Annotated in this window: 12 protein-coding genes and 1 tRNA gene; 4 read left to right on the forward strand and 9 right to left on the reverse strand. The window is 55.6% G+C overall.

Annotated features, from left to right (window positions below):
- Positions 1-145: 145 nt before the first annotated feature.
- Positions 146-604 (reverse strand): Lrp/AsnC family transcriptional regulator, encoded by a 459-nt coding sequence (locus TMES_RS12110; RefSeq protein WP_085582791.1) that lies wholly within the window; start codon positions 602-604, stop codon positions 146-148.
- Between the two features lie 216 nt (positions 605-820).
- Here TMES_RS12110 and TMES_RS12115 point away from each other — a divergent pair, with 216 nt between their 5' ends.
- Positions 821-1780, forward strand: coding sequence for a nucleoside recognition domain-containing protein (locus tag TMES_RS12115; protein WP_245835378.1), 960 nt, complete (start codon positions 821-823; stop codon positions 1778-1780).
- Between the two features lie 22 nt (positions 1781-1802).
- On the opposite strand, the gene TMES_RS12120 is transcribed toward TMES_RS12115, so the two are convergent.
- Genes TMES_RS12120 through TMES_RS12130 form a run of 3 tightly spaced genes read right to left on the reverse strand, consistent with a single transcriptional unit; the run spans position 1803 to position 4181 of the window.
- Entirely contained in the window at positions 1803-2945 is a 1143-nt protein-coding gene (locus TMES_RS12120; protein ID WP_245835380.1) for an alpha/beta fold hydrolase, read from the reverse strand.
- Positions 2875-3741 carry a hypothetical protein gene (locus tag TMES_RS23325; RefSeq protein ID WP_085582796.1) on the reverse strand — a complete coding sequence of 289 codons (867 nt, stop codon included), beginning with the start codon at positions 3739-3741 and terminating at the stop codon, positions 2875-2877. Before TMES_RS23325 ends, TMES_RS12120 begins: the two co-directional genes overlap by 71 nt.
- The gene (locus tag TMES_RS12130; RefSeq protein ID WP_143589638.1) at positions 3738-4181 is read right to left on the reverse strand and encodes a hypothetical protein; all 444 of its coding nucleotides are present in this window, start codon (positions 4179-4181) and stop codon (positions 3738-3740) included. The genes TMES_RS23325 and TMES_RS12130 overlap by 4 nt, the downstream gene beginning before the upstream one ends.
- Before the next feature lie 101 nt (positions 4182-4282).
- On the opposite strand from TMES_RS12130, the gene phaR reads away from it, so the two are divergent.
- Together phaR and TMES_RS12145 are read left to right on the forward strand one after the other, a co-directional pair.
- Positions 4283-4915, forward strand: coding sequence for a polyhydroxyalkanoate synthesis repressor PhaR (gene phaR / locus TMES_RS12135; protein ID WP_085582800.1), 633 nt, complete (start codon positions 4283-4285; stop codon positions 4913-4915).
- Between the two features lie 1010 nt (positions 4916-5925).
- Complete coding sequence (locus TMES_RS12145) at positions 5926-6321, forward strand: helix-turn-helix domain-containing protein (RefSeq protein WP_085582804.1); 396 nt, start codon at positions 5926-5928, stop codon at positions 6319-6321.
- Positions 6322-6463: 142 nt separating this feature from the next.
- Here TMES_RS12145 and proB read toward each other — a convergent pair whose 3' ends face one another.
- The 4 genes from proB to rplU all read right to left on the reverse strand — a co-directional run bounded on the left by proB (position 6464) and on the right by rplU (position 9379).
- The gene (gene proB / locus TMES_RS12150; protein ID WP_085582806.1) at positions 6464-7579 is read right to left on the reverse strand and encodes a glutamate 5-kinase; all 1116 of its coding nucleotides are present in this window, start codon (positions 7577-7579) and stop codon (positions 6464-6466) included.
- On the reverse strand, positions 7576-8613 hold the full coding sequence (gene obgE, locus TMES_RS12155; RefSeq protein WP_085582808.1) for a GTPase ObgE: 1038 nt from the start codon (positions 8611-8613) through the stop codon (positions 7576-7578). The genes proB and obgE overlap by 4 nt, the downstream gene beginning before the upstream one ends.
- A 160-nt stretch (positions 8614-8773) precedes the next feature.
- On the reverse strand, positions 8774-9034 hold the full coding sequence (rpmA, locus tag TMES_RS12160; RefSeq protein WP_085582810.1) for a 50S ribosomal protein L27: 261 nt from the start codon (positions 9032-9034) through the stop codon (positions 8774-8776).
- Positions 9035-9067: 33 nt separating this feature from the next.
- Positions 9068-9379: a 50S ribosomal protein L21 gene (gene rplU, locus TMES_RS12165; protein WP_085582812.1), complete on the reverse strand. Its 312-nt coding sequence runs from the start codon at positions 9377-9379 to the stop codon at positions 9068-9070.
- A gap of 555 nt (positions 9380-9934) precedes the next feature.
- Between rplU and TMES_RS12170 the strand changes: the two genes are divergently transcribed.
- Positions 9935-10024, forward strand: a tRNA-Ser gene (locus tag TMES_RS12170).
- 207 nt (positions 10025-10231) lie between these two features.
- Here TMES_RS12170 and TMES_RS12175 read toward each other — a convergent pair.
- On the reverse strand, positions 10232-10540 hold the full coding sequence (locus TMES_RS12175) for a HigA family addiction module antitoxin (protein ID WP_085582903.1): 309 nt from the start codon (positions 10538-10540) through the stop codon (positions 10232-10234).
- Positions 10541-10652: the final 112 nt, after the last annotated feature.

The raw sequence follows: 10652 nt of genomic DNA on the forward strand, positions 1-10652 counted from the left end.
GTTCGCTCAATCGACCGAACCAGATCTGATCTTATCGCGCTGCAATGAAAAGCCAAGCATTGATCCGTGACTCTTTGGTACAGGCTGCAACGCTTTTGAACTGTTTTTCAGCACAACAACCACCCCGGACATAGGCACTTGATCGTCAAAGTGCCACACCGGGATCGTCCTTTACCGTTTGAACAGAAATATAGGTTCGAAACCATTCGACATTCGGATCAGAATTAAAAAGTTCATCGGTCAGCGCCAGATATTCATCCATGTCGCGCATATGCAATGTCAGCACGCACGACACCTCGCCAGTGACCATAAAACATTGCCGCACCGCCGAAAGCTTGCGTACCTTGTCGATAAATTCCTGCCGGTGGCGTGTACCATGCAGGGCAAATTCCAGCGTGATCACGGCGGTTAAAGGCCGCCCGACAAGGGCCGGGTCCAGCACCGCCACCGTGCGCGCAATAACCCCGTCGCGGCGCAATTTTGTCACTCGGCGCAAACAGGCCGATGGCGACAGCCCCACCATATCGGCCAGCCGGTTGGTGGCAATATCGGCATCTATCTGTAATTGCCGCAAAATGCGGGTGTCGATCTGGTCAAGTTCCACAACGTCCCCTCACAATAATTCAGCGCAACTTGTGAAAAATACGCCGTAAAAATGCACATATTCGCCCAAAAACGCCGCCCAGCATTGCGTGTTATCGCTAAAGTGGCAATCGAAACATTCCCCTGGTGTCGTTTGCGGCGTTCGATTTCGCGATCAATATCTTGCACATCGAAACACCAAATTATCTGGCAAGGTCCGTTTATGCAGCCCTATCTGATGTCGTTACTTGTGCGCAGTCGCCGACTTTTCATCACGCTTGCCAAGGTGATGCTGCCCATTATGGTGCTGGTGCGTATTGCCGACCAGTTCGGCGTGGTTGATATGGCCTCAAAAATCCTTACTCCGGTCATGTCGCTGATTGGCATGCCACCCGAAGCCGGGCTGATCTGGGCCAGTTGCCTGTTCATCAATATTTACGGCGCGGTTGCGGTTATTGCCGGGCTGGCAAGCCACCTTGATATGACATCGGCACAGCTTAGTGCCTTATGCGCCATGATGCTGTTTGCGCATGGTATTCCCGTCGAACAGGCGATTGTTAAAAAGGCCGGGGCCAGTTTTTGGGCCACGGCCGCCTTGCGTGTTTTTACCGCCCTGTTTTATGCCGCTTTCATCACCTGGATCAGCCGTCACACCGGGTATCTTTCCCAACCGGTTGATCTGTCATGGATGGCGGGGCAAGCCGCCGATGCCGCCAGCCAAACGGGCTGGACCGGCTGGCTGGTCTGGGCGCAAAGCACACTTTATTCGCTGGTGGCCAGTTTTGCCATCATTGTCGGGTTGCTGGTGCTGCTTGATATTTTACAAAAAAGCGGCCTTACGGATCGCTTTACCAATGCATTGCTGCCGATGTTGCGGGTTTCGGGCTTGTCACAGGATGCCGCCCCGGTCACCACCATCGGTATTTTGCTCGGCCTCACCTATGGCGGCGCGCTGATTATTGACGAGGCACGGGCGAAAAACTTCCCGCCGCGCACCCTGTTTTTATCCCTGTCATGGTTATCGTTATCGCATTCCCTGATCGAGGATACCGTGATCATGCTGGCCCTTGGCGCTGACATCTGGGTGGTACTGGTGGGCAGGATTGTTCTGACCCTGATCATTATGACGCTGCTGGCATGGCTTACCCGGCGCTGGCAAACAGCCCCGGCCACCGCGCAGATAGAACCGGCACAATAGCCCTTGCCGGTTCAGCAATTGATCACGCCGTTTCCAGCCAGTCGACCACCGGCTGCCAGGTGGAGCCCTGGGCGCGCGAGCCGACCATCATGCCGATATGCCCGGCAGAGGGCCGATGCGCGGTGCGAAGGGACGGATCAAGGCCGTCAAACAACGCCAGGGCACTTTCGGGTGGCACGATGCGGTCGTTTTCGGGGATTACCACCAATGTCGGGCAAGTAACCCCGGCGGGGTCGATCGCGATCCCGTCAATTGCCCAATTACCGCGCGCCGGGCGGTTTTCAACATACCAGCCGATCAGGCAATCAATCGCCACCTTGCGGGTCAGCGGCACGCCGTCATTTAACCAGTCTTCAAGGGCGACAAAATCCTGCGCGCGGTTTGTTGACGGGTCCATGGCAGCAAAGCGGCGAAATTTTTCGCCAATCATGAACGGATCAAGGCTGGAAAACAGGGTTTGCAACACATCCACCGGCAATTCGTCGTGAACCGACAGCATATGGGGCAAGGTCGGCGCAAAGGCGGCCGCAATGCGGGCCTGCGTCGGGCCAGCAGCCATAAAATCCCACGGGGTTGCCAGCAATACCAGCTGCGACACCAGGGCAGGTTCTAACAAGCACGCCGCCATTGCCAGCACGCCCCCCATGCAATAGCCCACAACCGGCATTGGCCCGCCGGTTTGTTCGGCCATATCTTGCAAGGCCATCACCAGACGCCCGGCAATAAAATCATCCATCCCGAAATCGCGTTCGTCCGCGCCAGGATACCCCCATTCCAGCAAAAGCGGCCGATAGCCTTGTTGGGCCAAAAACCGGGCGAAACTGCGTTTTTTGTTCAAATCGAGAATATAACCGCGATTGACCAGCGACGGGACGAGCAACACCGCCCCCTTGCTGCCGGGTTTCGCAATATCAGCATTGACGACCTCAGAAGCAATCGCGCCATAATCAAAAATGCGCGTCTCGCCTTCCTGCCATATCACAGGCACATCATCCGCCCCCCGGCGATAGGGATGGGCCTGATAGCGGCGAATGCCATCATGCAGGGCGGAATGCTGGGCAAAGGCGGCGCGGTCAATCGCCTGCCCCATCACATCATTGCTGTGGTGGGACATCTCCTGACGCAGGCTTTCCGCCGCTGTCGTCAGCTCCGGCTTCCAGGGCATCAATTGTTTCCGAAAGAGCGGCAAGGCGGCGCGCGAGCTCAGCCAGCTCGTCATCTCGACGGCGAGATGCATCGCCAGCGGCCTTGGGCCCGCCCGGAGTCCGCTCGCTTGCGGCCTTTTTTGGTCGTTCTCGCCCATTTTCTTCCCCGTCATTTGCCAAAGGTGCGGTTTTTGCGCCGCCGCCTGACGTTGCTGTTTTTGTATTCTGGTCTGAGGGTACGGCGGTTTTCGGCCCGGTTGGCGCGCCATCCGCCGGTGGTGTTACCGCAGTTGCATCCCTTGGCTTGTTTGTCGAACCTGCCGATTTGTCCGTATCCCTGCCCGCATCCTTGCCCGTCGTAAACGGCGGCTTGAAATTCATCATCGCGGTAATCGGCTCAAACATAGCATTCATACCCGCGGCGGCACCCATATCACTGCCGCCTGGCACAAACGGATTTTGCGCTGGCGACTGCCCGGTGGCCAGTTGGCCAATCAAGCGGCCCCAGGCCTCAAACCCTTCGGCCAGCCGCGATGTATCGGCCCCAAGCCCGGCATATAAACGACCAATGGCACTGGCCGCGTCACCGCCGCTTGCTGTTGCGGCCACCTGTGCGCGCCAAAGTTCCAGAAAACGGATCGCCAGCTCATCAGGATCAGGAATGATACGGTTCTCGTCATTCTCGTCATTCGCGCTGTTTCCGGTATTTTCATGCACGGTGCTGGCCGTCGTGTTTTCAGGCGCCGGCGCATTGCGTGCTGCCTTGCCGTTATTCAAGGGCGTTTGCGCAGCGGCCGATGACGGGGCAGGCCTCACATCATCTTTATCTTTATCTTTGCCACCCGCACGCTTGTGTGACCGGCCTTTTGCGTCATCCGTGCCGGGCGCGTGGCGCTTCCCCGGTTTTGATGTGGCTGCGGGGTCGGTTGCGGATTTGCACCCTTTGGCTGCAGCCCCGGTTCTGACCGTTTGCTTTTTCGGCGCGGCATTTTTGCCACGCCGGGGCGCGGTTGATTTTTTTCCAGTCTGATCTGCCATGGCTGTTTTTGCGCCCCCAATTTTGCGCGGCTGGCATCAAAGGTCATACCATCGTTATTATAGGCTGAACCAGTTTTTGATAAAATCAAATCCCTTGTTGCGCGGCAACAGCGTAAAAACACGTCCTGTTTCGCGTTGCAACCCGTGTTGAATGCTGGACACATTTGTAATTTAACGGCACTGTTACCGTTGGCATTAGCAATTGCAGCAGTGACCATGCTGCGCCACAAGACAATTTGTGCACGCGCACAGAACCTTACGACAAGAAGCTGGTTTACAAACCGCACGTCGGGGAAACAGGGAAGCAGGAAACAACGCCATGACCACCAAAAACACCAACGATCCGGATCGCGTCGTCATCAAGAAATACGCCAATCGGCGCCTGTATAACACCGCAACCAGTTCCTATGTTACGCTTGATCATCTTTCCCAAATGGTCAAGGAAAACACCGACTTTGTCGTATATGACGCCAAAACCGGCGACGATATTACCCGCCCCGTCCTGACCCAGATTATAGTCGAGGAAGAAAACAAGGGCCAGAACCTGCTGCCCATCAGTTTTCTGCGCCAGTTGATCGGGTTTTATGGCGACAGCCTGCAGGGGCTTATTCCCAGCTATCTCGAACAGTCGATGCGCTCTTTCTCCCATAATCAGGAACAGATGCGCGATTATATGCAGGGCACCATGCAGGGTATGTTCCCCTTTGGCCAGTTTGAAGAAATGAACAAACAGAACATGGCGCTGTTTGAACAAACGATGAAAATGTTTTCGCCGTTTTTAGCCAAAGAACAGGAACGGGCCCAAAATAATGGCACCGCGCCGAGCAACACGCCGCGCCCTGCCCCGGCCGCACCTGCTGCGCGCGATTCCTCGCTTGATGATTTGAAATCTCAGCTCGAAGCCATGCAGGCGCAACTCAACAATCTGGTTGAAGGCAAAACCAAAAAATAACCCCGCTCAAAGCCGGTAACGTGCCGCCTGAACCCTTTTTGCGACCCGGAGAAGGGATATTTCCCTTTGTGCGGCACAGCACGAAAACCGGGCCCGGCGCACGGGGCTTAAATCGGGAATGAACGGGGAATAAACCGGCTATCGCCTGACAATAAATCTTAATCCGCAAAATCAACGCGGCAAACGGGGCCATCGTGCCCCGTTTTTTTATGTCGCTATTTTACAACCGCTGCGTTTCGCTTCGGCACCGATCCTGCATGGCTTTCCCTGCAGAAAGCGACATTTTAAAAACCGGCGATTCGACGGGCAAAATTTGCCTCATATACCGAACGGCAACCGCCAATTTGCACCAAAACAGGCAAATTTTGCATCCTTGAACGGGCTAAATTTAAAAGGACTCCATTTGCAAAACGGTCCCATGGCCGGCCCCCAACTCAGGGGCTTCAAGAAATCGTGATATAAACCCGCAGGATATGACGGTGAAATGGCCCTTACAGCCCCGCTGGCATCCCCCGTTTACAACGCCCCTGCCAGCAACGCAGGTGCAAGTAGCACGCGTGGAATAAGCGTCACCCATGCTGCACCGCCACATAAGGTTTTAGCGATAAATCGGGTCGGAGGGCCTTGGCTTGACTACCATTTTCCCGGTGGAAGCTCGGCTTTTCTGGCACAACTTTTAGGGCAAATAATGCCGGCAGAAAGCCTTGTGCAACCTGTGATCATTCAAAAGATGCATGCCAGCTATGCAGCCCTTCTCACACCCTATGGCTCAGAAGCCTCTGTCTTTTTTTCGCCTTACGCACTAGACAAAGACAGGCCAATTGACCTATATACCTAGCTTCCTTCGGTTCGTTGAGAACGATATCTGACTCCCAGTCAGATGCCATCCACATCATATCCCTGTGTAGAAACTTACCCAAAAGATGTGGGAGGACGGCGCATTTACGACGCCAAACAACGATCGGAGTGGGAATCTTTATAACTGGCGGTTGATAACGGATAACAATGCAATGAATGCAATTTCCCCCAACGAAGAACCTAAACGTGCCAATCGTGCAACCGACACTGATCGTTATGTCGGCCAGCGCATCCGCGAACGCCGGATCATGCTTGGCTTTAGCCAGCAGCAGATGGCAGACCTGATTGGTGTTACCTACCAGCAGGCTCATAAATACGAACGTGGCATTAACCGCATTTCTGCCGGTCGTCTTTATGAAATCTCACAAGTCCTGGGTGTTCCCGTCAACTACTTCTATGAAGGGCTGAACGGCAACCAGGAAACCGAGCTTAATGCGCGTCAGCGCATGTGCCTGGAACTGGCGCGTAACTTCGCCAGCATCAAACACGAAAAACATCAGGAAGCGTTAAGCCAGATGGCCCGCGCCCTTGCCGACCAGGCAGCCTGATCGTTTCTTCGTTAGACGTGCTACCTTAAAAAAGGCTGCCCCCACGGCAGCCTTTTTTGATACCGCAATCCCAATCCCCCCTTGGCGGGCGGACAATGCAGCAAACTATACCGTCCCAACATCACACGTCGCGGCCAGAAACCTAACCTTCAGCCAGCACCAGATCATCGGAATGGATAATCGCATTGCCCCGGCTGTAACCCAGAATAGGCTCGATATCGTGGCTGTTATGGCCCATGAGCTGGCGGGTTTCGTCGGCGGAATAGGCCGACAGCCCGCGCGCCACTTCAACGCCGTCGCTGGCCAGCACACGAACCGCATCGCCTTGTTTAAAACTGCCCTGCAAGGTGGTAATGCCCGGTGCCAGCAGGTTTTTACCCGCCCGCAGGGCGTTGACCGCCCCGGCATCAATCACAATCGCACCGCGTGCCGAAAGCGATGTCGCAATCCAGTGGCGACGGGCAGCAAGCGGTGTTTCGGATGGCTGAAACAGGGTGTGCAGGCCGCCGTCAAGCTGTGCTTTTAACGGATGATAAATCGTGCCGCGTGCAATCATCATGCGGCAACCCGATTTCATGGCAATTTCGGCGGCCAGAAGTTTGGTCACCATCCCGCCCGAGCTGTACATCGTCGGCGCAGCCCCCGCCATGCTCATGATTTCAGGGGTGAGTTCACGAACTTCGGGGATCAGTTCGGCATCGGGGTTTTTACGCGGGTCTGCGGTATAAAGCCCGTCTATGTCAGACAGCAAAACCAGCATATCGGCCGAAATCATATGCGCGACCTTGGCCGCCAGCCGGTCATTATCGCCAAAGCGGATTTCAGCCGTGGCAACGGTATCGTTTTCATTGATCAGCGGAATGGCACCATGGCCCAGCAACGCGTTAAGCGTGCCGCGCGCGTTTAAATAACGCTGGCGCGATTCCATATCTTCCAGTGTTACCAACACCTGCGCCATGATCAGCCCGTTGCGATGCAGGGCTTCCTGCCACACTTGTGATAACGAAATTTGCCCGGTTGCGGCGGCGGCCTGCTTGTCGGCCAGGCTGATGGTGCGATGATCCAGCCCCAACAGGCGGCGGCCCATGGCGATGGCCCCGCTCGAGACAATAATAACTTCGGTGCCACGTTCACGCAGGGCGGCAACATCATCGGCCAGCGCCTCCAGCCAGGCACGGCGCAGCTTGCCGGTGGTTTCATCCACCAGCAAGGCCGAACCAACCTTGATAATCAGCCGTTTTGCGTCCCCAAGGCTCAAGGCTGGAACCCTTTATCCTCGGCATTTTCCTGGGCGCGGCGTTCACGCTCGGCGACAATATGGTGGCGCAACAGGCGATGCACGTCTTTCACACCCTGCTGGGTGGCGCCCGAAACGATGTAAACCTTCTTGCCGATCCCTTTTTCCAAAATTTCGCGCTGTTCCTCGACCATTTCGGGCAACAGCGTATCGGCCTTGGACAGGGCAACAATTTCGGGTTTGTCGATCAAGATATCGGCGTAATTATCCAGTTCTTCACGCACCGTGCGATAGGTCGCAACCGGGTCTTCATCGGCACAATCGATCAGGTGCAACAACACTTCGCAGCGCTCAAGATGGCCCAAAAAGCGGGTGCCAATCCCCTTGCCTTCAGATGCCCCTTCGATCAGGCCGGGAATATCGGCCAGCACAAATTCATTGTCATCCACCTCGACCACACCCAACTGCGGATGCAGGGTGGTAAAGGGATAATCGGCGATTTTCGGGCGCGCGGCTGACGATGCGGCAAGGAAGGTCGACTTCCCGGCATTGGGCAGGCCGACCAGCCCGGCATCGGCAATCAGCTTCAAGCGCAGCCAGACCGACATTTCCTCGTTCGGCCAGCCTTCTTCGGCGCGTCTTGGGGCCTGATTGATCGATGATTTAAAATGGGTATTGCCCCGGCCGCCATCACCGCCCCGGCACAAAACAATGCTTTGCCCGGCTTTAACCATATCAAGGATAACGGTTTCGCGGTCTTCGGCCATAATCTGGGTGCCAACCGGCACCTTGATGGTAATGGACTTGCCCGCAGGACCGGTCCGGTTACGGCCCATGCCATGCATGCCGATCTGGGCCTTGAAATGCTGCTGATAGCGAAAATCGATCAGGGTATTAAGGTTTTCAACGGCTTCAATAATGATATCGCCGCCGCGGCCGCCATCGCCCCCATCCGGCCCGCCATATTCAATGAATTTTTCCCGCCGGAAGCTCACCGCTCCTGCGCCGCCGCGGCCGCTTTGCACATGAATTTTTGCTTCGTCGAGAAACTTCATAACCAGTCCTTTGGGATCAATTCGTCCGGGGGTATTTCCCCAATGCCGCGCGGCAATCCGCGCCCGGCATTATTTTGCCTGAAACATATAAAACAGGGGAGGAATGATTGCTCATTCCTCCCCTGCAAATTCTTGACACATCGTGTCCGGAACGGGAGGCTTACGCCTCTGCCGGGACGATGTTCACATAGGTACGACCTTTGAAACCTGACTTGAACTGAACGCTACCGCCCGCAGTTGCAAACAAGGTATGGTCTTTGGCGAGGCCAACATTTTCGCCCGCATGGAATTTTGTGCCACGCTGACGTACGAGAATGTTACCTGCAACAACCGCTTGGCCGCCGAATTTCTTAACGCCGAGGCGTCGACCTTCGGAGTCGCGACCGTTACGGGAGCTACCACCAGCTTTTTTATGAGCCATGAAACCCTCCTAAAACCTGCATCCGCCTGAAAATCAGACGTTGATGCCCGTGATGCGCAGAACGGTCAGGTTCTGGCGATGACCATTTTTGCGACGGTAATTGTGCCGGCGCTTTTTCTTGAAAACGATCACTTTGTCGCCCTTGGCCTGTTCCAGAACTTCTGCAACAACAGAAGCACCAGAGACCAACGGAGCACCAACCTGCGGCGCACCGTCGCCAGCCACCATGAGAACCTGATCCAGGGTCACGGTTTCACCAGCTTGGGCAGCGATCTTTTCGACCTTGATAACGTCGTTGGCGGCAACCTTATACTGCTTGCCACCAGTTTTGATGATTGCATACATCGAAATAGTTCCTGAATAAAAGACTTCGGAAACGCAAACGCGCAGACCGGTGTCGCTGCAAACGAAGACCGGACCGCTGCGAGAGACGGGTGAATTACCGTTTCCCCCCTTAAATGTCAACTCTAAAGCAGGCCCAACCCGCCATACGGCCCTGTTTGGCACGCATGGCAAGCCTGCATCCCGCCACACAAGCGCTGCAAACCCTCAAAACCCCTTGCCGGGCATTCTCATGCCCGCAGCCAGATGGCCAACACCCGACTCCTGTTTCCCGGCAAACAGGCACGCATTCGCCACCGGAATGCCCAACATAGCGCACAGCCAAAAGCCCCGACACGAAACACCTAACCCGCCGATCAAGCCATGCGCGCCCCGTTACCTTATAATAGGGGCACCAAACGACCCGCAAAACACACTCCCCCTGCCCCTGACCAAATTCAATGGGAACGCCGCGCAAACAACAATTTCCGCCGCAAAACCGAACGTTTTGTGTTTTCCCTCTTGCAATCTGGCGCACAGACCGTTAAACAGCGCCTCGCAAGCCGAAAGACCACATGTGGAGAGGTGCCGGAGTGGTCGAACGGGGCGGTCTCGAAAACCGTTGTACTAGCAATAGTACCGTGGGTTCGAATCCCACCCTCTCCGCCATATTCCGAGTGATGTCAGCATCACCCGGCACGACAAGCCGCCCTTGGGCGGCTTTTGTTGTTTTTGGACGGATTCCCGCTCACAGTGAGACAAGCACACCCAGAAATCGTATGTGGACGCACGCTGAAGGCTCAAGAAAGCGTCAGCGATTATCTTCACCTCCGTCTCAAACAAATATCACGACCGACCAATCTGGCCACACAAGGCTCAGGCAGCACGCCTGAGCGGGCGGGCGCGTTCGATACGTTCGCGCTTTCCGGGAGTATTCATGACTTCCCAAAGATCATTACGTCGCTGCACATTCAGCCAGAAATCAGAGCTGTTGCCAAATACACGCGCAAGGATAAGCGCCGTCGCAACAGTTACATTCCTGCGATTATTGCACAATTCGTTAACGTGCTTGCGCTGCACGCCCATTGCTTCGGCCAGCGCCCCCTGAGTCAGGCCCATTGGCCCCATGAACTCTTCTGTCAGAATTTCACCGACAGTGGCTGGCTTGCGCTTCGTCGTCAGCATGACATACCTCACTCTCATCGGTAACTGTGATCGTCCAGATAAACCCCGTCCGCTTCGCCGCGCTCACCATCCCAGCGAAAGATCGTAAGCGGTGCGAGCGGCCCACCTATTT

It is taken from the genome of Thalassospira mesophila, from assembly GCF_002115755.1.
In the GTDB taxonomy this organism is placed as follows: domain Bacteria; phylum Pseudomonadota; class Alphaproteobacteria; order Rhodospirillales; family Thalassospiraceae; genus Thalassospira; species Thalassospira mesophila.

What these genes read in the sequence shown, in the direction of transcription:
- TMES_RS12115 (WP_245835378.1), top strand. Translation starts at nt 821, where the DNA reads ATGTCGTTACTTGTGCGCAGTCGCCGACTTTTCATCACGCTTGCCAAG.
- TMES_RS12120 (WP_245835380.1), bottom strand. Translation starts at nt 2,945, where the DNA reads ATGCCCTGGAAGCCGGAGCTGACGACAGCGGCGGAAAGCCTGCGTCAG.
- TMES_RS12130 (WP_143589638.1), bottom strand. Translation starts at nt 4,181, where the DNA reads ATGGTCACTGCTGCAATTGCTAATGCCAACGGTAACAGTGCCGTTAAA.
- phaR (WP_085582800.1), top strand. Translation starts at nt 4,283, where the DNA reads ATGACCACCAAAAACACCAACGATCCGGATCGCGTCGTCATCAAGAAA.
- TMES_RS12145 (WP_085582804.1), top strand. Translation starts at nt 5,926, where the DNA reads ATGAATGCAATTTCCCCCAACGAAGAACCTAAACGTGCCAATCGTGCA.
- obgE (WP_085582808.1), bottom strand. Translation starts at nt 8,613, where the DNA reads ATGAAGTTTCTCGACGAAGCAAAAATTCATGTGCAAAGCGGCCGCGGC.
- rpmA (WP_085582810.1), bottom strand. Translation starts at nt 9,034, where the DNA reads ATGGCTCATAAAAAAGCTGGTGGTAGCTCCCGTAACGGTCGCGACTCC.
- rplU (WP_085582812.1), bottom strand. Translation starts at nt 9,379, where the DNA reads ATGTATGCAATCATCAAAACTGGTGGCAAGCAGTATAAGGTTGCCGCC.
- TMES_RS12175 (WP_085582903.1), bottom strand. Translation starts at nt 10,540, where the DNA reads ATGCTGACGACGAAGCGCAAGCCAGCCACTGTCGGTGAAATTCTGACA.